The following is a 24,158-nucleotide window of genomic DNA, read 5'->3' on the forward strand; positions in this document are numbered from 1 at the left end:
TCCGGCAATAATAAAGCGAGACCTCTTTCGAAGTCTCGCTTTATTCATATAGGTCGAAACGTTATGCCCACAAGTTTTTAGGATATTTCCCGTCGGCAATCATCTTCTCGATGGCGGCCATCAGCGCCGGTTTGTCCTCCTTGTAGGTGACGCCGTGCCACTGGGCGGCCGAACGCAGCACACGGAGCGTCGCCGTGCCGTCGCCGATCAGCTTGTTGACCATCGTCGGGATGTAAAATTCCGATTTGAGGTTTTCGTGGTTCTCGGCATACCATTTCGCAAAGTACTCCTTCGTATGGACGAAGAAATCGGGCGTGAAGCCGAAAAGGTTCATCGAAACCGGCGTATCCTCAGCCAGCTCTTCGTCAGCGCCGCCGTCGTGGAAGACGATCTTGCCGTCGGGCATGCGCTCGATCTGCGTACGCTCGACCATCGACGTAAGGTCGCCCTTCGGATCGACGCCGCAGACGCCGCGCGAAACCGTGCCGTTCTCCGAAAGGGTCCGGTTCAGGTCGTAGGCAACCATGCAATAGCTGTTTTTGCTGTCGCCGAGCTTCGAGAGGTAATCACCGATAGTCTTGTAGGCCTCGGCTCCGTAGAAGTCGTCGGCGTTGATTACGGCGAACGGCTCGTGAACGGCATCGGCTGCCATCATCACGGCGTGGTTGGTACCCCACGGCTTCACACGTCCTTCGGGAACCGTAAGCCCCTCGGGAAGATAATCGAGCTCCTGAAAAACAAAATCGACGGCGATGCGTCCGCCGAAGCGGTCGGCCGAAAAGACCTCGCGGAACTCCTTTTCAAAAGAGTGGCGGATGACGAAGACCACCTTGCCGAAACCGGCGCGGATGGCGTCGTAGACCGAATAATCGATAATGGCCTCGTTGTTGGGACCGACGCCGTCCATCTGTTTGAGCGATCCGTAGCGGGAGCCCATGCCCGCCGCCAAGACCAGTAATGTAGGTTTAACCATACTTTTTTATCTGTTTGTGACGTTTAGGTTCAAAGCAATTGCAAAGGTAAAAATTTTAAAGGCGATGCCAAAGGTTTTTTGGAATTTTGGCTACCTTTGTCAAACGTAACCCTGAAAAAACGTTCCCGGAAAATGAAATTTCTGATGAGAATACGGGCGTGGTGGCGCGGGCTGTTCCGCAAACGCCGCTTCAACATGCTCAACGCCACGGACAACTCCGAGGAGTGGCACATACACCTCTCGCCCGCGAGCATTTTCGCCGGACTGGTGGCGTTCGTCCTGCTGCTGTTCATCCTCACGCTGTCGCTGATGGCGTACAGCCCCGTGCTGGAGTTCCTGCCCGGATACCGCACCGAGGCCGACCGTTCGCGCGAAAGCCTCCTGCAGAACATCATCCGCCTCGACTCGATGGAGCGCATGATGAACGACATGATGACCTACAACCGCAACATCGCCCTCATCATGGAGGGGCGCACCCCGGTGGCGCGGACGCTGGCCACGTCGGACTCGTCGCGCATCAGCAAGGTGCTGGTGATGCCTTCGGCCGAGGATTCGCTGCTGAGGGCCCAGATGGAAGGCGACGGGGAGTATGCCATAGCCCCCCGCAGCGAGGGGTCGCGCCGCAAGGTCCGCGAGGCCATCGAACTGGTGACGCCCGTCGAGGGGATCATCACCGGGCATTTCGACATCAAACAGGGGAATTTCGGCGTGAAGATCGCGGCGGCGGCCGGCGACCGCGTCGCGGCCATCGACAACGGAACGGTCGTGCAGAGCATCTGGGCTCCGGAAACGGGTTACACGGTAGTCCTGCAACATGCCGGAAACCTGATCTCGATCTACAAGAATCTTTCGCAGTCGCTCGTGTCGGTCGGACAGACCATCCGCCCGGGCGAACTGATCGGATACAATGCCGAAGCCGAGAACGGTGAGGTGAAACTCTTCGAATTCGAACTCTGGAACAACGGCAAGCCCGTGGACCCGGAGGGATACATCGTCTTCTGACAAACACATGAAACAACGACTTGCCATACTGGGTTCGACCGGTTCGATCGGCGTGCAGACGCTCGACATCGTCCGCGAGAACCCCGACCGGTTCGAGGCCCGCATCCTCACGGCCAACCGGAACTGGGAGAAACTCGCACAACAGGCCCGGGAATTCGACGCCGATACGGTGGTGATCGCCGACAAGAGCCATTACACCGCCCTGAGCGACGCGCTGGCCGATACCGACACGAAGGTTTACGCCGGAGAGGAAGCCGTGGCGCAGGTCGCCGGAGGCGGCGGCAGCGAAGTGGTGGTCAACGCCCTGGTGGGCTATGCGGGGCTGGCGCCCACGGTGGCCGCCATCGAGGCGGGCAAGAAGCTCGCGCTGGCCAACAAGGAGTCGCTCGTGGTGGGCGGAGCCTGTGTGATGCCGCTGGCCCGGGAGCGGAAGGCTCCGGTGATCCCGATCGACTCGGAACACTCGGCCATCTTCCAGTGCCTCGTGGGCGAACGCGCCCCGGTCAGAAGGCTGATCGTCACGTGCAGCGGCGGCGCGTTCCGCGACCTCGCGGCCGAAGAGCTGGCGAACGTCACGGTGGAACAGGCGTTGCGCCATCCCCAGTGGGACATGGGCGCGAAGATCACGATCGACTCGTCGACGCTGGTCAACAAAGGATTCGAGGTGATCGAGGCCCACTGGCTGTTCGGAACCCCGGCCGAGCGGATCTCGGTGCTGCTCCACCCCCAGTCGATCGTGCATTCGATGGTCGAATTCGAGGACGGGGCGATCAAAGCCCAGTTGGGAACCCCCGATATGCGCATGCCGATCAGCTTCGCGCTGATGTTCCCCGACCGGGCGAACCGTCCGGGCGAGCGGTTCAACTTCCTGAACCATCCGCAGTTGACCTTCGCCGAGGTGGACCGCGCGAAATACCCGGCGCTGGAGATCGCCTACGACTGCCTGCGGCGCGGCGGCACGGCGGCCTGCACGATGAACGGGGCGAACGAAGTGGCGGTAGCCGCGTTCCTTGCGCGCAAGTGCGCGTGGCTCGACATCGTGCGCGCCATCCGTCATGCGCTGGAACACGCGTCGTTCACCGCCTCGCCCACCCTGGCCGATTACGCCGAAGCGAACGCCGAAGCCCGAGCGCTGGCGGCGGAATTTCTGAAACTGTAACCACATTCCGACAATGGATATTTTAGTCAAAATCATTCAGTTCTTCCTCTGTTTCACCATTCTCGTGGGCATTCACGAGCTGGGACACTACATCATGGCGCGGGTCTTCAAAATCCGCGTCGACAAGTTCTACATCTTCTTCGACCTGGGATTCTCGCTGTTCAAATTCCGGCGCGGGCACACCGAATACGGACTGGGCTGGCTGCCGCTGGGCGGATACTGCAAGATCGCCGGCATGATCGACGAATCGATGGACAAGGAGTATCAGAAACAGCCCCCGCAGCCCTGGGAATTCCGGTCAAAACCCGCCTGGAAACGCTTCCTGGTGATGATCGCCGGCGTGGTGATGAACGTCGTGCTGGCCGTGGCCATCTACATCGGCGTCTGCTATACCTGGGGCGACGCCTATTTCTCGAACGAGGATGCCAAATGGGGCTACAACTTCAACGAAGCGGGCCACAGTCTCGGATTCCGCGACGGGGACCGGCTGGTGAGCATCGACGGCGAGGCGGTGGAGAACCCGATGGTGTTCCTCAACTCGCTGCTGATCACCGAGGGCGACCGCCGCGTGGTCGTGGAGCGCGACGGAGAGCAGGTGGAACTGACGCTCCCGCTCGCCGAGCTGATCGCCATGCGTCAGAACAAGGGCTATGAAAAACTCCTCGTCCAGCGCATGCCCTTCCTGATCGACAGCGTCGTGGCGCCGACAGCCGCACAACTGCTGAAAGGCGACGAGATCGTCGCCATCGAGAGCCGGCGCACGGCGGACCGTTACGAAAAGATGGATTACCGCGATTACAGGTCCTATCTGCAACTCCATGCCGGCGACACGGTGCAGCTGACCGTCCTGCGCGACGGCGGGACGCTGGAACTTCCCGTTCCCGTCTCCGCCGAGGGAACGATCGGCGTGATCGTGCAAAACCCCTACACGCTCCGCACGCAGACGTACACCTTCTGGGAGTCGATCCCGGCAGGTTTCCGCAGGGCCGGCGACATGATCTCCTCCTACTGGGAGCAGTTGAAGATGATCGTGCAGCCCAAGACCAAGATGTACGAGGAGCTGGGCGGGTTCATCGCCATCGGCAGCATCTTCCCCTCGTCGTGGGACTGGCAGGATTTCTGGCTGAAGACCGCCTTCCTGTCGATCATCCTCGCCGTGATGAACATTCTGCCCATCCCGGGACTCGACGGCGGGCACGCGATATTCACCTTCTGGGAGATGGTGACGGGCCGCAAAGTGAGCGACAAGGTGCTGGAAGGAGCGCAGTACGTCGGGCTTATCATCATCCTGTTCCTGCTGCTCTACGCCAACGGAAACGACATATACCGCTTCTTCATCAAATAACGGCGGGGACGCCGAACAGTTAAAACGGTCCGGATCAGGAGATTCGGGCCGTTTTTGCGTATCGGAGAGAACCGAAAACAGCAGCATTTTGTAATTTTTTTTGTAATTTACCTAAAAAGCAAGTATATTTGACCGCAAGAGGAAGCTGCGCCCGCAGCAAAGGTTAGTTTAACGAGAGACGAAGAAACCATGAGTAAGGACGGAACATACAACGGCCCGGAGGTCTCTGTATTCCGCAGTTCGGAGGGGGGGGGAAATATCCCCGAGTTCTTCCGGAACTATTATCCCATGTTCGTCTCCTTCGCCCGCAACTTCGTCCAGAGCCGCGAGGTATGTGAAGACCTCGTACAGGAGGCTTTCGTGGCCCTGCTCGAACAGGGCTGCACGTTCGACAACGAATACATGGCCAAGGGATTCCTCTACAAAACCCTCCGCAACAAATGCCTTAACCATCTGCGCCACGAGCAGATACGCAGCCGCTATGCCGAAATGCAGGCGGCGCATTACAAACGCGAACGCAGCGAGAAAAAGAGCGAGGAATTTTTCATCGACGCCATCATGCGCGAAGAGTCGTCGCTGATTATCTCGCAGGCGATCGAAGGACTGCCGGAGATGGGCCGGCAGGTGCTCAACATGTCGGTCGAAGGGCTCTCCAACCAGGAGATCGCCGATGTGCTCGGCATCTCGATCAACACCGTGCGCACGCACAAATCCCGCGCTTACAAAGTCCTGCGAATCGTGCTTTCCAACCAGTGGATGCTCTTCTGAGCCGCTGAAAGCCGCCCCTCAAGTTACGATTTTACACCCTCCTAACCGATGCTGGAATAAGTTTTTACATTTTTTTCACATCGCGTGTCATCCGCTCCCGCTTCCGAAGTGTTATAATAGTAGTGTTAGTCGGGAATATCATATCATTCATTAAGGCAGGCATGCTGCTGGGACGTTTTTTCGTGTCGAAAACATCCCCGCACGAGCGTGAACAGCTCAAACTGCGCCTCCGGGAATTGGAAAAAGAGGACAAAATCCGCATCGTCGGGAAAATCCTCAATGCCGAAGAGCTGGAACGCCGCCGGGCGATCCGCGCCGAATGCGACGTGGAACGGGCCTGGGAGCAGGTCCGGCACCGGATGGAGGAGCGCAAAGGGCAGCGCCGGCTGAAGCGTTATTCGCTGATGCTGCAAAGCGCCGCGAGCCTTGCGGCGGCGGTGCTGATCGCCTGCGGCGTCATCTACTACACGCACGTCGGGCGCCAGAAGCGGGTGATGGCTCAGATCGCGCAGATCAGGCCCGAGGGACAGCATGCGGTGCTCTATTTCGCCGACGGCGCGAGCATCGACCTCGGACTGCGGGATTCGCTGGCAGTCCGGACCGAAACGGGCGTCGATGTGGAAATGACCGGAGAGAACAGCCTCGCCTACAAGCCCCGGAAAACACAGACCCAAAAGCAGGAGGAGGTTCCCGAGGAGTACAACACGCTGGTCACGCCCCGCGGCAGCGAATACAGCCTTACGCTGGCCGACGGCACGCAGGTATGGCTGAACGCCGCATCGCGGCTGCGGTTCTTCACCTCGGACCGGGGCCGCGAACGCCGCGTATGGCTCGAGGGCGAGGCCTATTTCGAGGTGGCGCACGACGCCCGGCGGCCATTCATCGTCGAATCGGGCGGCCAGAGCATCCGGGTGCTGGGAACGCGCTTCAACATCAACTCCTACGAGGGCGACCGTGCCATATACACCACGCTGGTGGAGGGTTCGGTGGCCATAGCCCCGCTTGCGGGCGGCGGCGAAGTGACGCTCGAACCCGGCCAGCAGGCCGAATACAGCCGCCGGAACGGCGGCGCGATCGCCGTGAAGGCGGTCGACACATCGCTGGCGACGGCCTGGATGAGCGGAACCTTCATCTTCGAACACGCTTCCGTAACCGAGATCATGGAGAACCTTTCACGCTGGTACAGCTTCGAATTCGAGGTCTCGCCCCTGCTCGACGGCCTCCGGTTCAGCGGCCAGTTCCCGCGGTGCGAAAACCTCGACAGGATACTCTCGATCATCGCATCGACCGGAACGGGCATGCAGATAGACTACGACGGAACAAAGATCACGCTGAGATAGAAAATACCCATTTAAATCCTACGAATTATGACGAAACCTTTACAAACAAACGAACGGAAACTTCCGGGAGGGATTTCCGCGGTACGCCTGCTGCGGCCGCTGGCATTCCCGGCAGTCGTTTCGGTCATGCTATCCATGAGCCCATCCCCGGTGTTTGGACAAGGTAACACCCCCGGACACGAAGAGTTTGTCCGCGACAACTGCCGCACGGACTCCGCAGCGGCAGCCGAGGCCGGCTATTCGGGCGAGGAGCTGCGCAGGCTCCACCCCACCGACCTCGTGAGGGCCCTCCAACTGATCGATCCGTCGATCTGCGGCACCGACCCCGACGAACGATACGGTTCCGATCCCAATGCGGTTCCCGCCGCGATGAGCCTCCAGGGCGTAAAATCGTTTATCTGGGGAATGAGCGACGCCGACGCCCGGCCGCTGGTGATCGTCGACGGCCACAGCGAGTCGTTCGACCGGCTGAAAGATTTCGACATGCAGCGCATCGCGAGCGTCACGCTGCTCAAAAACGCCACGGCAACGGCCCTTTACGGCGTGAGGGCCGGGCAGGGAGCCATCGTCATCACGACGAAAGTCCCGGAGGCCCACCCCCTGCGGCTGACCTATAATTTCGACGGCACGTTCCAGCGCGCCGGCATGCGTGCGTTCGATCTGATGGACGCCGGGCAAAAGCTCGACTGGGAGAAGCGCATGGGCGCCTACGAGGGCAACGACGCGCTCTACCGGCAGCGCATGGCGGACGTGAAGGCCAACGGCTCGACCGACTGGCTCGACATGCCGCTCCGGACCTCGTTCTCGCACCGCCACCGCGTCTCGGTCTACGGCGGCGACAGCAGCCTGCGCTACCGCGGAGTGCTCTACATGAACCCCGTGAAGGGCGTGATGAAGGGCTCGAAGCGCACGATGTACGGCGCATCGGCATTCATCGGCTACACGACGCGCAGGCTGGAGATTTCGAACGAGCTGAGCGTGGACATGGCCGACGCTTCGGAATCGACCTACGGTCCGATGTACGAATGGGCACGGATGAATCCCTACTATGCCCCGGCCGACGAACGCGGCGTGCCCTACGACATATTGGGCGAAGGGACCTTCAGCGAGCAGTGGTCGCCGCTCTACGAGACTTCGCTCAACAGCTTCGCCGAGAACAAGATCGCACGGGTGAACAACAACCTCACCCTGCGTTGGAAGATCGACGAGCACTTCAGCGTGGCAGGCCAGTTCAACCTCACGCACGACCACGACAAGCGTTCGGAATTCACCTCCCCGATGTCACTCGTCTACAAGGATTACGAAATCGACGAAATCGACCAGAAAGGCAGCTACCGCATCCTCCGCAACCGGCTGGAAAGCTATCAGGAGAAGGTCTGGGCCGATTACCGCCTCGAACGCGAACGCCATACGCTGCGCGCCACGCTCGGCATGGAGGTCTACTCGGCGACGATGACCGACGACGCATTCCGCGGCGTGGGCATGTCGAGCGACCACATGGACTACATCTCCTTCGCACAGCGCTACGCGGCGGAGCGTCCCGAAGGCACCAAAACCTACGAGCGCGTGCTGAGCGGCTACGGCGTGGTGTCGTGGAGCCTGGACCGGACGCTGTTCGTCGACCTCGCGGGCCGCGTGGACAAATCCTCGATGCTCGCTCCCGACAAGCGCACGGCGGGTTCATACTCCCTGACGGCGGCTTACGACCTGAAAAAAGCCCTGCTGGACAATTCGGGATTCGTCGGACGGCTGATGCTGACGGCCGGGTACGGCAGCACGGCGGGTTACCAGTTCGACTACGGGTTCGTCAACCCGCTCTACGCCTACGACATCGACAACCCCTACTTCAACGGCATGGGATCGAATAATTACAGCAAGGGCCTCGTGTCGTTCTACAACATGAACAACTACAATCCGGCCCTGAAATGGAAAACGACGCGCAACGTGAACGTCGGCGTCAGCGGCCGTATCAGCACGGTGGATATCGCCGTGAAATACTACAACACGCTGTCGAAGGATCTGCTGACGCTCGAGGGACAGAACGTCGCCTTCGGATCGGGATTCCGTTATGCCAACAGCGGCGCGATCCGCAACTCGGGGCTGGAGTTCTCGGTGGCGGCGGGCGTCCTGCGCGACCGCAGCGGCCTCGACCTGACGCTCTTCGCCAAAGGCGCCGTCAACCGGAGCAAGATCACCGAGCTGCCCGACTATTCGGCAACGACGTTCAATTCCACGATGTTCGAATACGGATACCATTACGGCATGGCCGAGGGCGATGCCGCCGACGGCCTCTACGCCCTGCGCTCGGCAGGCATCGACCCGGCGACCGGGAAAGAGCAGTTCTACCTGCGCGACGGTTCGAAATCGTTCTCCCCGACCGCCGAAGACATGGAGTATCAGGGCAGCATGACCCCGAAACTGCGCGGTACGTTCGGCGTGACGGCCGCTTACCGCAACTTCGACTTCGCAGCGGTCTTCTCCTACTCGCTGGGCGGCAAGTTCTACGACCTCTACACCCAGCAGGCAGTGGACCTGGCCGGGTATTCGGAGAACGTTCCGACAGCCGCCGAGGGCAAATGGAATACGTCGAACAAAGACGCTGTCTACCAGGGTCTCGACAATTCGGGCGGCTACGCATCGTCGCGGTTCGTATCGACGCGCAACACCCTCTCGCTCTCGTCGCTGCGCATCGGATACGCGTTCCCGAAAAAAATCGCTTCGGTGATGCGCATGCAGGGGTTGAAAGTGAGCCTCACCTGCGACGACCTCTGGTACACGTCGTCGGTGAAGAGCCCCCGCAGCCTCTACTACCCCTACGCATCGAGCTTCATCCTCTCGCTTCAGGCAACCTTTTAAACACGCGAACACATGAAAAAAATCATATACACCGCATTCCTGCTCCTCGTTACCGTGTCATGCGACAAGTGGTTCGAGGCTGAACCCCAGGGAGGAGGACAGTCCGGGGCCAAGGTCTTCGACAACGAAGGCTCTTTCCGCGACTACATGAACGGCATCTATACCGGGCTTCGTTCCGCGGAACTCTACGGCTCGAACCTCACGCTGGGAGGCGTGGAATTTCTCGCCCAGAGTTTCAACCCCTATGCCGGGGCCGGGGCATGGGCCAAGATGGACTTCAACGACGACATGGCTCTGACAATCGCCCGGGAAGCATACACCAGGCTCTATGCAGCCATCTACCAGTGCAACGACATCCTCAGGCTCTTCGCTGAAAAGAAGGATGTGGACTTCATCGCCGGATCGCGCGAAATGATGGTCGCCGAGGCCCGGGGCCTGCGGGCGTTCCTGCACTTCGAGCTCCTGCGGCTTTACAGCCCCGCCTGCACGGTGGACAGCGGCGCGTCGAACATCCTCTGGATGGAGGGCACGCAGCCCAAAGGCGTGCAGATGACCACGGCGCAGCTGACCGACAAGATCATCTCGGAGCTGGAAGCCGCCGCCGCGGAACTCGCCAAATACGACCCCATCGTCACCGGCGTAGGATACGACGACTTGTCGCTGCTCGGGACCGCACCCATCGACCGCGTCTGGAAGCTCAACTACTACGGCTGCCTGGCCGCCGAGGCCCGTGCGCTGATGAGCCGCGGCACGGCCGAGGATTTCGGCAAGGCATACGGCCTGCTGACGAAGATCATCGGCGAAGGCGGATACGCTTTCGTGCGGACCGTCTCGGGAACCGACTACGAGTTTTCGGCGGAGTTCATCTTCGCGCTTCCCTCCCCCGAAACGGGATTCTGCGCCCTCTCGGAAGAGCTCTTCAACCCCGCCCCCGACGGCAAAGGCGTAACCCTTTCGGCACGGCTCGACATCGATGACCTGCACGCTGACGACCGTCGCCGCAACTGGTTCGACTCCGACAACACGATGCGCACGAAGTTCGCCCCGACGAGCAAGATCGACAAGTGGAAGACCGCACCGGCCATCCCGGTAATCAAAATCGGCGAGGTATACCTCATGGCCGCGGAGGCCGCCGCCAAGTCGGAGCAGCTACCGGCAGGTATCGGACAATTCAACGACTTCATGGTCCAGCGCAACAGCGAATCGCTGAAGCTGCCCGACACGGCCACGCAGGCACAACTGATGGAGGCCCTCGGCAAGCAGTATCAATACGAATTCCTGGGAGAAGGCGTGCGCTATCACTTCTGCAAGCGCCTTAACCTGACCGTTACGGCCTACGACGGCTCGCAGATAACCGATGTCGGCAAAAAGGCATTCCCCATTGTAAAATAACCTAAGATCGAGCAGATGAACAACATCACAAAACATATCGCCCCGGCACCGCGCAGCGCACGGCCTTTCAGGCTGCTGCGGATGTGCCTGCTGCTGGCCTTCCTGGCTTGTATCCCCGCCGGCGCACTCCGTGCGCAGGAGGCCAAAGTCACGTTCCAACTCCGGGAAAAGCCGCTTTCGACCCTGCTGGCCGAAATCCAGAAGCAGACCGGATACAAAATATTTTACAGCGACAACAACGTCGACGTTTCGCGCAAAGTGAACGTCTCGGCACGTCAGGTTCCGGTGAACAAGGTGCTCGAAAGCATCCTGCCCAAGCTGGGCCTCACCTACCAGTTCATCAACAACACCATCGTACTGTCGCAGGACCCCAAAGCCGCAGCCGCACAGGGAACCTCCGTCATGGCCAAGGCCGTTCCGGTACGCACGGTATCGGGTGTGGTCAGGGACGAAGCCGGCAAGCCGATGGTCGGCGTGTCGGTCATCTCGATGAAGGACAGGCAGCGCGGAACCTCGACGGCCGCCGACGGAACGTTCTCGTTCCGCGTGCCGGCCGACGAAACGCAGGTCACCTTCTCGATGATCGGCATGAAGACCCAAACGCTGCCCGTCGGCAGCGGGACGCTCGACGTCACGATGAAATCCGACGTCATCGAATCCGAAGCGCTCGTAATCACGGGTTTCGTACCCAAGGCCAAAAACAGCTTCACGGGTACGGCGACGCAGGTGAAAGGCGCCGACCTGGTGAAGGTCAACCCGACCAACGTGCTTCAGGCGTTACAGGTGTACGACCCCTCGTTCGTGATCTCGGACATCACCGGAGAATTCGGGTCGAACCCCAACCACATTCCCGACCGCATCGAGATCCGCGGCGCAAACAGTATGCCCGACATCTCGGAGAATACGCTCCAGACCTACACCTCGCTGCCGATCTTCATCCTCGACGGATTCCAGGTGGAGGTGGAGAAGGTCTACAACCTCGACATCAACCGCGTCGAGAACGTCACCATCCTCAAAGACGCCGCAGCATCGTCGATCTACGGTTCGCGCGCCGCCAACGGAGTCGTGGTCATCACGACCAAGATGCCCCAGAAAGGCAGCATACAGATATCCTACACGCTCAACACCAGCATAGAGACCCCCGACCTCTCGTCGTATAACCTGATGAACTCGAAAGAGCTCGTGCAATATTACGAGAAGATGGACATCTTCTCAGGGGGCTCGGGCTCTGTGGACCCCGAGCGGCGCAACCTGCTGGCAATGCTCAAAATGGAGGCCGCGAACGGCGTGGACACCTACTGGCTCGCACAACCCCTGCGCACGGCGTTCAAACACAGTCACTCGCTCGTCCTCGAAGGCGGAACGGATGTCGGCAGGCAGGGCAAGGACCGTACGCTGCGCTATCAGATCAACCTCAACGGCAACTTCTCGGACGGCGTGATGATCGGTTCGCTGCGCAACAACTACGGCGGCGGCGCGAAGCTGATCTACGACACCCACAAACTGCAACTGACCAGCGACCTGCAGGTGGGATTCACCGACACGAAGGATTCGCCCTACGGCGACTTCTCGACCTACACCCAGCTGCTCCCGGTGTTCCGCATCAAAGACAGCCACGGGGACTATTTCCCGAGCCTCTCGGCGAACAACATCCCGCTCTACGAAAACTACCCCTGGACCGGCATCGGCTCCAACGTCCTCGGCACCCAGATCAACCCGCTTTACGAGGCGAACAACCTGAACAACTTCTCGCGCGGCAACAACCTCAGCCTGACGTATCAGCTGGGCGCCAACTGGGAGATCGTCAGAGACCTGCGCCTGCGGGGAGAGTTCAGCTACAACCGGCAGGAGAAAGTCTCCGAAAGATATGTCTCGCCCTTCAGCTCGGCCATCACCGACGGGTTGGACAACAACTCCATCGAACAGCTCTACCGCCGCGGAAGCTATGACAAGAACAACGCCACGTCGACGAGCTACTACGGCAAGGCAAGCCTCTCCTATCAGAAGAGTTTCGCCCGCCACACCGTACAGGCCGTACTGGGCGGCGAAATCAAAGAGGACAACGCCGAAAGCGACAGCTATTCGGTGACGGGATTCCTCAACGACTCGCAGACCTATCCTTCCGACGGCGCGCAGTATCCGCTTTCGGGACGTCCCACCGGTTCGAGCAGCATCGTCCGCATGGCAGGTGCTTTCGCAACGGTCAACTACTCGTTCGACAACCGCTACATGGTCGACGGAAGCTACCGCGTGGACGGTTCGTCGAACTTCGCCAGCAAACAGCGCATATCGTCGTTCTGGGCCGTGGGCGTGCGGTGGAACGTGATGAACGAGAAATTCATGAACCGCAAGGTCTTCGACAACTTCGCCCTGAAAGCCAACATCGGCACCACCGGCAACTCGAACTTCGCGCTGAGTCAGATACTCAACATGTACAAGTACCTGACGATGTACGACGGAATCACGGGTGCGGAACTCATGTCGCTGGCCAACCCCGACCTCAAATGGCAGACGACGCTCAAACGCAACATCGGCCTCGAACTGGGATTCCTCCGGAACCGGATCAACCTGGAATTCAACTACTACTCGAACACCACGGACAACAACATCACCCGGGTAAATATCCTGCCCTCGACGGGATTCTCGTCGTACACGGCCAACCAGGGCGACGTCAGCAACAAGGGCTTCGATTTCAACCTCTCGGTAACGCCCGTCCGCACCAAGAACTGGCAGTTCAACGTCTTCGTGAACGGACAGCACAACCGCAACAAGCTGACCAACCTCTCGGAAGCCCTCAAAGACTACAACAAGCAGATCATGGAGGAGCAGACGACCACCGACAAGACCAAGATCGAGAACGTCTTCCTGTTCGAAGAGGGCAAGTCGCTCACGGCGATCTACGCCGTGCGGTCGGCCGGCATCGACCCCGGAACGGGACAGGAGATATTCATCACCAAGGACGGCAAACGCACATTCACGTGGAACTCGGCGGATCAGGTGGTCGTGGGTGACACGGAACCCGACCTGCGGGGCTATTTCGGCGTGAACCTCAGCTACAAGCGCTGGTCGCTGAACACCAGTTTCGAATACTCGTTCGGCGGCGAGATGTACAACCAGACGCTCGTGGACCGCATCGAGAACACCTCGATGAACAACTCGGTCAACCGGGTGGCCTACAACATGGACCGCCGGGCCCTCTACGACCGCTGGTCGGAGCCGGGACAGAGCGCCAAGTACCGCGGCATCAACGTCTCGGGCAAGACCTACGCCAGCTCGCGCTTCGTGCAGAAGAACAACTACCTGCGGATGAACTCCATACGCATCATGTACAACCTCAACAGCCCCGACAAGCGGCTGCTGGGCATGTCGATGCTCCGTATCGCGCTTTCGGCCAACGACCTGTTCTACGCCTCCACGATCCGGCAGGAGCGCGGACTCTCATACCCCTACGCACGCACGTTCACACTCAGTCTCCAGGCTAACTTCTAAAAACAGATCCCATGAAAATAAGATATATCGCAACCCTGCTGCTGTTGGCCGTCGGCACCGTATCGTGCAAAGACTGGCTCGACGTATATCCCCGTTCGGAAATCACCTCGAACAAGGTGTTCGAGAACGAGGACGGCTTCTACTCCGCGCTTGCGGGCCTCTACATCAAAATGGCCGACGACAAACTCTACGGATTCGACCTCACGTGCGGTTACCTCGACATGATGGGAGGCGCCGTATATACGGGCGGCGGCGCATACCTGACCTATTACGCCAATAACTTCTATAACGATCCGAGTTATGCCGTTACCGTAGCCCCGCTGCAATTCCCGGCGTTCAACCACACCCGGGGAGCGATCCGCACGGAAAGGACGGATGCCACGTACGAGGCTATCTGGACAAAGATGTACAACACCATCACCAACGCGAACCTGCTGCTTCAGGAGCTCAAAACCACCGACGTAGCGTTCGAAACGGGTGTCAAAGAGTTGCTGACGGGCGAAGCGCTGGCCGTGAGGGCTTACCTGCACCTCGACCTCGTGCGGCTGTTCCAGCCGCCCTACCTCTCGGAACAGGGCAGGACAGCCAAGCGCATCCCCTACATGGAGACGCTCGATGCCCTGAAATTCGTTCCCTCATCGACGACCGACGAGATCCTGGACAAGGTGGACGCCGATCTGGCCCATGCCGCCGAGATCATGAAGGACAACGATCCCATCAGCTCGAACAAGAGTTACCATACGCTGATGTTCACCACCAGCCGCCAGTACAAACTGAACTATTACGCCGTGAAACTGCTCCAGGCGCGGTCGTTCCTCTACCGCGGCAAGAATAAGGAGGCCTATGCGGCGGCCAAGGAGGTCATCGACAATGCCGCGGGAGCCGGCGTCCACTTCATCACCGAAGCCGAGCGCAACCGCGTCGACAGTTACGGAACTCCCGTGGACCGCAGCTGTCCGATGGAAAATCTCTTCGCCGTGCTGACGGACGATCTGGACGAAAACATGCAGGATGCGGTCAAGGCAAACGGCGGTACGAGATTGGGTGTGTTCGGCAAACTGGCGTCGAACAAATGGCTGAGTGCAACCTCCGGTCTGACGCCCGCTGCCTTCTTCTCGGCAGCGAGCGACATCCGCATCAATCTCTGGAAAAGGACGATCTACCCATCGGGAATGATCGGCAAATACATTCGTGAATCAAGCACGCCGGAAGACATCGCACTCTATCCGAAGCAGGCCGTGACGCTGCTCAAACTGGGCGAAGCCTACCTGATCGCCGCGGAAGCAGCCATCGAGGCAGTCGACCCGGGCGAAGGCCTGAGCATCCTCCAACAGCTCCAGACCGCACGGCAAGGCGGCATCTACAATTCGGCGGACCCTGAGGGGCTGAAAGCCGAGATCCTGCTCGAATACCGGCGCGAAACGCTCGGAGACGGGCAACTCTTCTATGCCTACAAGCGGCGCAACGAGGAGCGGCTGATAACGCTGTACCAAGTCCCGGAGTTGACCTACTATTTCACAATGGATGACAACAAGTATACGCCCGACATTCCCGACAAGGAGTACAACGCGGGCCGAACCTATTAAGAATGACAGCCATGAAAAAATACATTATTCCCATTCTGGCAATTACCATTGCTTTCGCAGCTTGCAAAAAGGAGGACATACCGGCATACGACTCGAAGCGCCCCGCGCTGAATTTCGTCAAAAACTATTTTCTCCCGACATTGAATGACAATGCAGAGCTGGATACACTGAGGATAAATACGGTATATTACACCGGACAGGACGAAATCGATTTCAAAATTCCGGTACGCCTGTCGGGAACCATTGCGGACCACGACCGGAAATACACCGTGCGCATATCGTCCGAAAAAAGCTACGGCAATCTGGTAGAAGGCGTGCACTACACACTACCAACGCAACAAATCCTCCATGCGGGACAGTATGCCGACTCGACGATCATACAAGCCAATCTCGCCAAACTGCGCGAAGATCATGCCATAGGCATGCTCGTCATCGAACTGGTCCCCGACGAAACCTTCATCGCAGGACTGGATACCTACCAGAGTATCGGAGTGGAAATGTCCGGAGGAGGATTTACGGTTCAACCTCCTTTTTGGAACAGAAATGATCTGAACACTTACGGCGGCACCTACTCCTCAATCAAAGCCGAGAAATACGCGGAACTGAACGGAGTCACGGACGACATGTGGCGCGAAAGCAATACGATCACACGATATGCATACGGCAAACGCACCTATGAATGGTTCCGCAACAACCCCACTTACGACAACGGAGTGCTGGTAGTGTTCAAAGGAACAATCAATTACGAATAAAGAAGAACAACCATGAAAATACTCAAATACCTGACGGTTATTCTGGCGGCCGCCCTCGCGGCAACGGGCTGCTACGACGACAAGGGCAGTTACTATACCGGCTCTTGGACCGACATCGCTGCGGTGGAGGGCATGAGCATACCCGGCATCGGAACGAACTACTACCTCAATCTGGTCGAAGAGGAGACACTGAGTCTCAACCCCACGGTCCGCTTCAAACCAGGCGTGGACGAATCGCTTTTCACCTACGACTGGGTCATGGGCGGCGACACCATTGCCTCGGGGCTCAAACTCAACTGGACGGTGATGCGTACCAACAAGATGGAATTCAACCAATCGGGACAAACTTCGTTCTGGCTGGCCATCAACAACAAGAAATCGGGCGAAAATTGGCGCTATTACCTCCAGAACGATGCAGGCAACCTCCTGAAAGTGACAATCGCCCAGGTCATGGCTCCGAAAGTCGGTGTTTTCGTCTATGAAAAGGAGGACGGAAGTGTCGAATGGGGTTCGGTCAAAGGGGCGAATGCGGCAACTCCGGAAGCCTTTACAACGCTCTACACAGACATATTTGCGCACTACAACGCCCCCTCCAGAATGGAAGGATCCGTAGTCGGGACCGCTTACGACGGTTCACAGCTCATCGTCTACACCAATCAAGGCCCGGATCACGGCGCGATGGTACAAACCTCAGAAGCGAGCACCAACCCATTGGGACTTTCCATCGGCACCGTCAGCAATCTGGTATTCGACGGAGTGCCCGAAGCCGGAATCAATGGACAGAGCTTCTACAAAGGAAACATGCAGGAAATGCTGGTCGGCAATTCGCTTTTCATCGGCCCGACCAATAATGTATATCAGATGATTCTGTCCGATGCCATTCCCACACAGGACGGCGTAGTTCAGATCATGGGCGCCAATCCCTATGCGAACCTGATGCATTTTTCGGTACAGCGCATGCCCTCGGGCGAACTCTGGTATTACCGCTACGACTCCAACCGGGGTTACCTGCGCCAAATACTGCCGGACGAAAACGGCACGGTGCTCAAAGCCGACCGGATCATCGGCGTATTCCGTCAGCCGACGTTCATCGACAAGCAGATCAAAATGTTCGTGGCCGTGAAAGCGGGCGCCGCCTATCAGCTCCACACCTATACGTATGAGCAGAAGACCAGCGGCAGCGACATTATCACCTACGTTGACAAGAAAGACATCACTTCCTGGGCCGGGGGCATGAGCGACGACTGCACGATGTTCACCAACGGCATCGAGGTCCCGCTCAACTACCTCTACATCGCCAAGGGACGCGACCTCTGGCGTACGAGCTACGAGTCGCAGGCCGACCCGCAGGTGGTAAAGAGTTTCCCGGCGCCGATCTCGGACGTCGAAGTGGTCATAACCTCCCCGAACAGGATCGATGTCGATACCAAGGAGTTATATACGGCGGTGTTCACGTACGACGCGGGGGCCAAAACCTCGAAAATGTACGTGCTGGACGCCAAAACCGACGATCTGAAAGCCTACTCCGAGGTGGAAACCGCAATCCCGGGCAAGGTGGTATGCTTCCGGGCCAACCAGTAAACACCCTATACGAAGGGATTATTTCCGGCGGTCCTGCACGGGAGTGCCGGAAATAATGCTTATCTTTCGATGATAATTCGCCTATGCAAACCATGAAAAGAATCCTGTTTATCCTGCTGCTCTTCGCCGCCGCGACCGGGTTCGCCCGGGAGCCGTTCCGGCTCGAGACCGGCGATCTGCTCTTTCAGGTCAACGGCCGGAGCGCCTACACCGAAGCCATCAAAAACGTTACCTCGGGCATCGAGCAGCTGGAATTTTCGCACGTAGGCGTCGCCTACATCGAGGACGGCGAGACTTATGTGCTCGAGGCCGTGCCCTACGGGGTCGTCAAAAGCAGACTGGACAAGTTCTTCCGCAACTCCCAGTTGGCCGACGGCAAACCGGTCGTGGTGGTCGGCAGGCTGAAGCCCCGGCTGCAAAAGAACATCCCGGCAGCCATCGAACGGATCAAAAAGCTGCTGGGAAAACGTTACGACTATGTTTTCGACCCCGATGACGACACCTATTATTGCAGCGAACTGATCTACGTCTCCTACCTCCGTCCCGACGGAAAGCCGATCTTCCGGATGAAGCCCATGACCTTCCGCGACAAGACGACGGGCGAGACGAGCCCCCTGTGGATCGAACATTTCAAACGCCACAAATGCGATATCCCCGAGGGCGTACCGGGCACCAACCCGGGTGACATGTCCCGTTCGAAGGCCATCCGCATCGTTCACCGCTATTTCTGAAACAACTAACTATCAATAGATTTATGTTCAAACAAGTTCTTACGCTTTCGCTCTGCGCCCTGATAGCCGCCGCGCCTCTCGAGGCCAAAAGCAAGAAAAGCAGCCGGAAAAAAGCCCAGACGACGCAAACCGCGGAGAAACCCAAGGAGAGCGCCTACGACAAGCTCTTCAAAAAGAAACACGAAGTGGCCGACGGCATGGTCAAACTGCACAAGGTCGGCGACAAGCTCTATTTCGAATTTCCGCAGGCGCTCTTCGGCCGCGAAATGCTGCTGGGATCGGTGATCTCGGAGACCTCGGACAACCTCACGGGAGTCCCCGGCTCGAAATCCTACACGCCGCTCCACATCACCTTTACCAAAACGGGCGAGAACGTGCAGATCCGCGAGATCAATGCCGACAACTACACGCTGGGCGTGGCCGGAAACATCCTCCGCTCGCTCGACCGGAACAACATCCCGACCATCTTCCGCAATTTCAAAATCGACGCCTACAACGCCGACTCGACGGCCGTGGTGTTCAACGTCACGGACCTCTTCGTGAGCCACGTCAAGGAGCTGTCGCCCTTCTCCTACCTCGGGGCTTACGGCGGTTCGGGGTCGCCGAGCCTCAGCGAGTCGTTCAAAAAGGAACTCTCGTCGCTGGGCGGCATCAAATCCTTTGCCGACAACCTCACGGTGAAAAGCACCCTGAGCTACACCTACTCGGTGACGCACCCCGTGACAAAGCAGAAGATCGTGGACAACGAGCCGCTGACGGCCGTCATGACCCGGACATTGGTGCTGCTCGACGAGGAGCCCTACCGCCCCCGCATCACCGACAGCCGCATGTCGGTATTCCCCACCGGGAAATACCTGTACAGCGACAAGGAGCAGCGCGTGAAAGCCGTCTACCTGGCCAACCGCTGGCGGCTGGAGCCGTCGGACGCGGAAGCCTGGAAGCGCGGCGAGCAGGTCGAACCCGTGAAGCCGGTCGTCTTCTACATCGACCCGGATTTCCCCGAAAAGTGGCAGCCCGCAGTCTATGAAGGCGTCATGCAGTGGAACGAGCTCTTCGCCAAGATCGGGTTCAAAAACGCCGTGAAAGCACTGCCCTACCCCGAGGACGATCCTGAGTTCGACCCCGACAACATCAAATATTCCTGCCTGCGCTACGCCCCGGTGCCCATCGCCAACGCCATGGGTCCCTCGTGGGTCGATCCGCGCAGCGGCGAGATACTCAACGCCTCGGTCTATGTCTTCCACGATGTCGTGAAGATGCTCAACCGGATGATCTTCGTGCAGACCTCGCAGGCCGACGAGCGCGTCCGCCGGGTCAACCTCCCCGACGAGGTGCTACTCGACGGGCTCCGCTACGTGCTGGCGCACGAGGTGGGGCACTGCCTGGGATTCATGCACAACATGAGTTCGTCGTCGGTGATCCCGGTCGATTCGCTCCGCTCGCCGTCGTTCACCCGGAAGTACGGCACGACCACCTCGATCATGGACTACGCGCGTTTCAACTACGTAGCCCAGCCCGGCGACCGGGAGCGCGGCGTGCAGCTCACCCCGCCCCGCTTCGGCGTCTACGACGAATATGCCGTGAAGTGGCTCTACACCCCGGTACCCGACGCCAAGACTCCCGAAGAGGAGTATGCGGTGACCTCGAAATGGATCACCGAGGCTTCGGCCGACCCGACCTACCGCTACGGCAAACAGCAGTTCGGGGGCATCGTCGATCCCAAGTCGCAGACCGAGGACCTCGGCGACGACGCCGTGAAGGCTTCAGAATACGGCATCCGCAACCTGCGCTACATCCTTGAGAACCTCGACGCATGGCTGGCGTCCGGCGACGACGACTATTCGCAGCGCAACGGCATGTACACGAACATCGTGAACCAGTATGTCACCTACATCCAGCACGTCTACGCCAACATCGGCGGCATCTACCTCAACGAGAAGCTGGAGGGCGATCCCGTGGAGGCCGTGGTGTGCGTGCCGCGCGAGAAGCAGCGCCGGGCATTGCAGTTCATCCTCGCGGAACTCAAACAGATGCAGTGGCTCGACAACGCGCCCCTGCTGGAAAAGGTGACCATCCTGGGTTCGCCCCGGGAGGCCGTGCGCGAGGCGGTCATTCAGGCCGTGGTCAACGCTCCGGCCAAGAAGACCCTGGCGATCAACGCCCAGTTGTCGAAAGACCCCTACACCCCCGAAGCCTGCTACAAGGACGTTTCGGACTTCGTGTGGGAGCCCACCGTGCGCAACCGCCGCCTGACCGAGGATGAAATGGCCATCCAGCGCGAGTTCCTCAAAGCCGCAGCCGCCAAGGCCGGGCTGAAGAACTACACCGCCGGGGGCAGCACGCCCAACGCATTCGCCGCGGACGACGCCGGATGGGAGGCTTTCAGCTCGTTCGCACGACCGGCGCCGCTGTGCAGCTGCGCAGGGTGCGAACACGGGATCGCGGCCGACGGCGACGCCGTGTCGGGATTCGGAGCTCCCCGGTTCCAGTACTTCACGCAGAAGGATATCTCGATGATCTACTACAACGACATCCTGCGCATCCGCAACCTGCTGCGCGGCAAAGCGGCATCGGCGTCGGGCGAAACCCGCATGCACTACCAGTACTTGCTGCACAACCTCGACAAAGCGCTCAACAAATAATGCCTTCAGCCATGAGAATATCCCTGAACAAGATCGGCGCGCTGCTGCTTGCCGCACTCCTGGCAATGACCGTACTGCCCGGCGGAGCGCACGCGGCGGCAAAGGGCCGCAAGGAGAAGAAAAAGAGCGAGACCCCGGCGCCCAAAAAGCTGTCGGCCTATGAAAAGCTCTTCAAAGACAAGGAGTCCAGGACGGCCGAAGGGCTTTTCAAACTCCACATCATCGACGGAAAGCTCTACACGGAAATCCCGCTCGACATCCTCGAACGCGAGTTCGTCATCAACACCTCGATCGAGGAGTCGTCGCTGGCCGACTACGGCCTGGCGGGCCAGCAACCGCTGCCGCCCTACCACGTGACCTTCTCGCGCCGGGATTCGGTGGTGAGGATGCACGAGGTGCCGCGCCGCACGCTCTCCGACGGCGACGCCGGCATCGTCCGGGCGCTGGAGATCAGCTCGGCGATGCCCATTGTCGCCAGCTATCCGATCAAAGCCTACAACGCCGATTCGACGGCCGTGGTGATCGAGAACACGGCGCTGTTCATGAGCGACAACGAGCACCTCAAAGCGTTCGAAGCCCGCGGCATGAGCCCGCTGCACATCTCCCGCGCCAGCTACAAGGCCGACCGCTCGCTGCTCCGCGACGTGGAGGGCGGAAAGGATTACGCCTCGGTCATCAGCGACATGACCTACGGCGTGACGACGCAGTATTTCATCTTCATCATCTGCAAAGACAAGCCTTTCACGGCCCGCGCACGACGCACGGTCACGATGCTCCCCGAGGAGTGCGCCCCGGCGCGCATCGCCGACCCGCGGATCGGCGTGCTGCCCGTGCCCTTCACCCGTTTCACCGCGGAACAGGGCACGCGTCCGGCCTATTTCGCCTCGCGGATCAACTTCCGCCCCGAGGGTGAGATTCGTCCCGTGACCTTCTACATCGACACCCTGTTCGCCCCGGCGTGGCAGCAGGGCATCCGCCGCGGCATCGGGCTGTGGAACGAAGCCTTCCGCCGGATCGGCATGGGCGACGTGCTGAAAGCCGAAGCCTACCCCGCCGACGGATTCGACAGCAACAATCCCGGGGGATTCTATGTGAAATACGTCGCGTCGACCAATCCGAAGATGACGGTCAACCTCTCGACCGACCCCCGCAGCGGCGAGATCACGGGCGGACGCATCCACCTGCCCGAAAGCCTGCTCGACGAGATTCGCCTGCGCCGCTTCATCGACCTCGCGGCCACAGACCCCGCGGCGCGCGACATGGTGCTCGACGACGAGGAACTCGCTTCGTCGCTGGCCGTCCACACGGCGCGCGGCGTGGCTCAGGTGCTCGGCCTTGCGACCAACTATGCGGCGGCAGCGGCCTACCCGACCGATTCGCTGCGCTCGGCGGCGTTCACCCGCGAAAACGGCATCTGCTCGTCGATCACGGCGCTCAACGACTACAACTACCTGGCACAGCCCGGGGACAAGGGCGTGCGGCTGGTGAACGACTGTCTGGGCAAATACGACTACTTCGCCGTCCGCTGGCTCTACGGCGACATCCCGGGAGCCAAGACCCCGGCCGAGGAGCAGAAAGCCCTTTCGGAGATGCTGCGCGAAAAAGCCGGCGACCCGGCCTACTACTACGGCAACTACTGGTACGACTACTACTTCGGCGACGTGCGGCTGGCCTATTACAACCTGGGCGACGATCCCGTGAAGCGCACCCGTTACCGGTTCGAGAACCTGCGCACCGTCGCACAACATGCGGCGGAGTGGCTCGAAGGACGCGATGCGGACGGAAGCTACCGTGCGGAGACCATTGCGGCGCTCTCGAGGGGCGTCCGGGAGGTGGTTTCCTACATGGCGGCCTACATCGGCGGCGTCTACTACACCGAGGTCACGGAGGGCGACGGGCAGACGATGCTCCGCGTCGTGCCCAAGGAGGAGCAGCGGCGTTATGTGAAGGAGACGCTGAAAGCCATCGAGGACCTCTCGTGGCTCGACACGAAGCTCACCGAAGGCCAGTTGGCCAACCTCCCGCAGTCGGTGCAGACGGATTGCCTGGGGACGCTGATGAAACGCATGGAGACCCTGCCCCGCTACCAGAACGGACTGGCGGGAGCCTACACGCCGGGAGAGATGGCGGCGGACATGGCCGACTACATCTTCCGCGACGTAAGGGCGGGACGCAAACTGTCCGACTACAACCGGCTGCTTCAGCAGGCGTTTACGGGCGTGGTCATCGGCGGCTCGAAGGTCCTTGCGGAACCCAAGTCCGCACGGGGCCGGGCCGCGGCATTCGCGGCGGCGGACGAAGAGGCCATGCAGCCCGTATTCCCCTACGAAGCCACGGCGACGCTGGCTCCGATCAGCGCATACGGCAAATACCGCATGACGTACTACGCCAAGGATTTCTCGGAGCACGTCTACTACGGCATGCTGCTGCAACTCCGCGACATCTACCGCCGGGGAGTCGCCGCGGCGTCGGACGCCCCGTCGCGCGACTTCTGCCGCTACATGCTCCGCAGGATCGAGAACTCGCTGAAAACGGAGTAACG

At 59.7% G+C, this 24,158-nt stretch carries 15 protein-coding genes; 14 read left to right on the forward strand and 1 reads right to left on the reverse strand.

Features of this window, described 5'->3' with window-relative positions; genetic code table 11:
- Nucleotides 1–61: 61 nt before the first annotated feature.
- Nucleotides 62–973 (reverse strand): nucleotidyltransferase family protein, encoded by a 912-nt coding sequence (locus BLU78_RS08550; protein ID WP_026020639.1) that lies wholly within the window; start codon nt 971–973, stop codon nt 62–64.
- A gap of 132 nt (nt 974–1,105) precedes the next feature.
- On the opposite strand from BLU78_RS08550, the gene BLU78_RS08555 reads away from it, so the two are divergent.
- The 14 genes from BLU78_RS08555 (at nt 1,106) to BLU78_RS08620 (ending at nt 24,156) form a co-directional block, all read left to right on the forward strand.
- Complete coding sequence (locus BLU78_RS08555) at nt 1,106–1,975, forward strand: murein hydrolase activator EnvC family protein (RefSeq protein ID WP_010260570.1); 870 nt, start codon at nt 1,106–1,108, stop codon at nt 1,973–1,975.
- Between the two features lie 7 nt (nt 1,976–1,982).
- Nucleotides 1,983–3,134, forward strand: coding sequence for a 1-deoxy-D-xylulose-5-phosphate reductoisomerase (locus BLU78_RS08560; protein WP_010260574.1), 1,152 nt, complete (start codon nt 1,983–1,985; stop codon nt 3,132–3,134).
- Nucleotides 3,135–3,147: 13 nt separating this feature from the next.
- Entirely contained in the window at nt 3,148–4,479 is a 1,332-nt protein-coding gene (gene rseP / locus BLU78_RS08565) for an RIP metalloprotease RseP (RefSeq protein ID WP_010260577.1), read from the forward strand.
- Nucleotides 4,480–4,668: 189 nt separating this feature from the next.
- Nucleotides 4,669–5,247, forward strand: a complete 579-nt coding sequence (locus BLU78_RS08570) for an RNA polymerase sigma-70 factor (protein ID WP_020693189.1) — start codon at nt 4,669–4,671, stop codon at nt 5,245–5,247.
- Between the two features lie 161 nt (nt 5,248–5,408).
- Nucleotides 5,409–6,587, forward strand: coding sequence for a FecR family protein (locus BLU78_RS08575; protein ID WP_010260597.1), 1,179 nt, complete (start codon nt 5,409–5,411; stop codon nt 6,585–6,587).
- A gap of 27 nt (nt 6,588–6,614) precedes the next feature.
- Entirely contained in the window at nt 6,615–9,443 is a 2,829-nt protein-coding gene (locus BLU78_RS08580) for a TonB-dependent receptor plug domain-containing protein (RefSeq protein WP_010260605.1), read from the forward strand.
- A 12-nt stretch (nt 9,444–9,455) separates the two neighbouring features.
- Nucleotides 9,456–10,835 carry a RagB/SusD family nutrient uptake outer membrane protein gene (locus tag BLU78_RS08585; RefSeq protein ID WP_074712060.1) on the forward strand — a complete coding sequence of 460 codons (1,380 nt, stop codon included), beginning with the start codon at nt 9,456–9,458 and terminating at the stop codon, nt 10,833–10,835.
- 15 nt (nt 10,836–10,850) lie between these two features.
- Nucleotides 10,851–14,324, forward strand: a complete 3,474-nt coding sequence (locus tag BLU78_RS08590; RefSeq protein ID WP_010260614.1) for a SusC/RagA family TonB-linked outer membrane protein — start codon at nt 10,851–10,853, stop codon at nt 14,322–14,324.
- Between the two features lie 11 nt (nt 14,325–14,335).
- Nucleotides 14,336–15,910 (forward strand): RagB/SusD family nutrient uptake outer membrane protein, encoded by a 1,575-nt coding sequence (locus BLU78_RS08595; RefSeq protein WP_010260617.1) that lies wholly within the window; start codon nt 14,336–14,338, stop codon nt 15,908–15,910.
- Between the two features lie 11 nt (nt 15,911–15,921).
- Entirely contained in the window at nt 15,922–16,662 is a 741-nt protein-coding gene (locus tag BLU78_RS08600) for a DUF4843 domain-containing protein (RefSeq protein WP_176791130.1), read from the forward strand.
- A 12-nt stretch (nt 16,663–16,674) separates the two neighbouring features.
- Entirely contained in the window at nt 16,675–18,243 is a 1,569-nt protein-coding gene (locus tag BLU78_RS08605; RefSeq protein ID WP_010260624.1) for a hypothetical protein, read from the forward strand.
- 92 nt (nt 18,244–18,335) lie between these two features.
- A complete protein-coding gene (locus BLU78_RS08610; RefSeq protein WP_010260627.1) occupies nt 18,336–18,974 on the forward strand; it encodes a YiiX/YebB-like N1pC/P60 family cysteine hydrolase in 639 nt (212 codons plus the stop codon).
- 23 nt (nt 18,975–18,997) lie between these two features.
- Nucleotides 18,998–21,616, forward strand: a complete 2,619-nt coding sequence (locus BLU78_RS08615) for a zinc-dependent metalloprotease (protein ID WP_010260630.1) — start codon at nt 18,998–19,000, stop codon at nt 21,614–21,616.
- An 11-nt stretch (nt 21,617–21,627) separates the two neighbouring features.
- Complete coding sequence (locus tag BLU78_RS08620) at nt 21,628–24,156, forward strand: DUF5117 and DUF5118 domain-containing protein (protein WP_010260633.1); 2,529 nt, start codon at nt 21,628–21,630, stop codon at nt 24,154–24,156.
- Nucleotides 24,157–24,158: the final 2 nt, after the last annotated feature.

The sequence above is a fragment of the Alistipes timonensis JC136 genome (assembly GCF_900107675.1).
In the GTDB taxonomy this organism is placed as follows: Bacteria; Bacteroidota; Bacteroidia; order Bacteroidales; family Rikenellaceae; genus Alistipes; species Alistipes timonensis.

Excerpts from the sequence above, each read along its gene's own strand:
- BLU78_RS08550 (WP_026020639.1), bottom strand. The coding sequence starts at position 973 with ATGGTTAAACCTACATTACTGGTCTTGGCGGCGGGCATGGGCTCCCGC.
- BLU78_RS08555 (WP_010260570.1), top strand. The coding sequence starts at position 1,106 with ATGAAATTTCTGATGAGAATACGGGCGTGGTGGCGCGGGCTGTTCCGC.
- BLU78_RS08560 (WP_010260574.1), top strand. The coding sequence starts at position 1,983 with ATGAAACAACGACTTGCCATACTGGGTTCGACCGGTTCGATCGGCGTG.
- rseP (WP_010260577.1), top strand. The coding sequence starts at position 3,148 with ATGGATATTTTAGTCAAAATCATTCAGTTCTTCCTCTGTTTCACCATT.
- BLU78_RS08570 (WP_020693189.1), top strand. The coding sequence starts at position 4,669 with ATGAGTAAGGACGGAACATACAACGGCCCGGAGGTCTCTGTATTCCGC.
- BLU78_RS08575 (WP_010260597.1), top strand. The coding sequence starts at position 5,409 with ATGCTGCTGGGACGTTTTTTCGTGTCGAAAACATCCCCGCACGAGCGT.
- BLU78_RS08580 (WP_010260605.1), top strand. The coding sequence starts at position 6,615 with ATGACGAAACCTTTACAAACAAACGAACGGAAACTTCCGGGAGGGATT.
- BLU78_RS08585 (WP_074712060.1), top strand. The coding sequence starts at position 9,456 with ATGAAAAAAATCATATACACCGCATTCCTGCTCCTCGTTACCGTGTCA.
- BLU78_RS08590 (WP_010260614.1), top strand. The coding sequence starts at position 10,851 with ATGAACAACATCACAAAACATATCGCCCCGGCACCGCGCAGCGCACGG.
- BLU78_RS08595 (WP_010260617.1), top strand. The coding sequence starts at position 14,336 with ATGAAAATAAGATATATCGCAACCCTGCTGCTGTTGGCCGTCGGCACC.
- BLU78_RS08600 (WP_176791130.1), top strand. The coding sequence starts at position 15,922 with ATGAAAAAATACATTATTCCCATTCTGGCAATTACCATTGCTTTCGCA.
- BLU78_RS08605 (WP_010260624.1), top strand. The coding sequence starts at position 16,675 with ATGAAAATACTCAAATACCTGACGGTTATTCTGGCGGCCGCCCTCGCG.
- BLU78_RS08610 (WP_010260627.1), top strand. The coding sequence starts at position 18,336 with ATGAAAAGAATCCTGTTTATCCTGCTGCTCTTCGCCGCCGCGACCGGG.
- BLU78_RS08615 (WP_010260630.1), top strand. The coding sequence starts at position 18,998 with ATGTTCAAACAAGTTCTTACGCTTTCGCTCTGCGCCCTGATAGCCGCC.
- BLU78_RS08620 (WP_010260633.1), top strand. The coding sequence starts at position 21,628 with ATGAGAATATCCCTGAACAAGATCGGCGCGCTGCTGCTTGCCGCACTC.